The following is a 1,232-nucleotide window of genomic DNA, read 5'->3' as shown; positions in this document are numbered from 1 at the left end:
TTTTTACAATATGTGGATAAATATTTCGATCAAGTCCTACCAATCATTGATGAATTCCAGTTGACGAAAAATGGGACCGTCATTATGGTCCAGGTAGAAAACGAATTCCAGGCATATGGTAAACCTGACAAACAGTATATGGAATACCTAAGGGAAGGTATGATGGCGAGGGGAATTGAGGTACCATTTGTTACATGCTACGGAGCCGTTGATGGCGCTGTCGAGTTCTACAATTTTTGGTCGCATGCCAAACACGCCGCTAGGATCTTAGATGAGCGGTTTGCCGATCAGCCGAAAGGGGTTATGGAGTTTTGGATTGGCTGGTTTGAACAATGGGGCGGAAATAAAGCGGATCAAAAAACACCTGAGCAGCTTGAACGTGAGTGTTACCAGTTATTGAGTAATGGATTTTCTGCAATCAATTATTATATGTATTTCGGCGGCACTAATTTTGACCATTGGGGCGGTAGGACAGGTGGAGAACAGACTTTTTCCACGACATCGTATGATTATGATGTTGCCATTGATGAATACTTGCAGCCAACAAGAAAGTATGAGGTATTAAAAAGGTTTCATTCATTTACTAAGTGGCTCGAACCGGTATTCACAAATGCGGAACAAACGGGTATGGAATTAAAGCTTTCTAGTGATCTAAAGTCTCAGTGGGTTGTCAGTCCCCATGGTGAAGTAATATTTATCGAGAATAATAGACAGGAAAGAGTTCAATCACAAGTTTTACTTGATAATGAAATGGTTCCGTTTACCATTGAGGCCAATGCTGTTTTACCAATTGTCCGTCATGTGAACGTAGGAAATAGTTTTACTATTAAAACGCTCACTGGCCAAACGACAGGTTTCGATTCCCATAAGACGATAATTTATCATGAGGAGGGTCAACGTTCAACCCTACTATTACAGCTTAATAGAAAGGCCGAAATTCATTGTCCAATGCCAAACCGATTTGAAATCAGTGAAGAGGGCATGGTTACGTTTCATTTATTCCATGGAAACCAGCCGCAAACCGTTCAGCTTTCCTTTGAAGATGGTACCAGCTATTCGATTGAAGTGGTTTCAAGAAAATATTTAGAAAAAGCGGTTCCTCATTTGGAAAAGAGCTCGGCAAATCATCCATTACATTGGGAAGCGGCAGATGAAAAGCTTTGTTTTTTTAGCGGAAACGTGAAAGAGGCTGACAAACCGCTTGATTTTAGCAGCTTCGGACAGTTTAGCGG

General features: G+C 41.2%; 1 protein-coding gene. It reads left to right on the top strand.

Annotation, left to right across the window (positions count from 1 at the left end; translation table 11 throughout):
• On the top strand, nt 1-1,232 hold a 1,232-nt coding region (locus AC59HZ_RS31260), incomplete at both ends, for a beta-galactosidase (RefSeq protein ID WP_496549599.1).

The organism is Neobacillus sp. DZ-9 (genome assembly GCF_059587065.1).
Note: the sequence above shows the minus strand (reverse complement) of the source record. Positions and strands in the feature narration are given on the sequence as shown.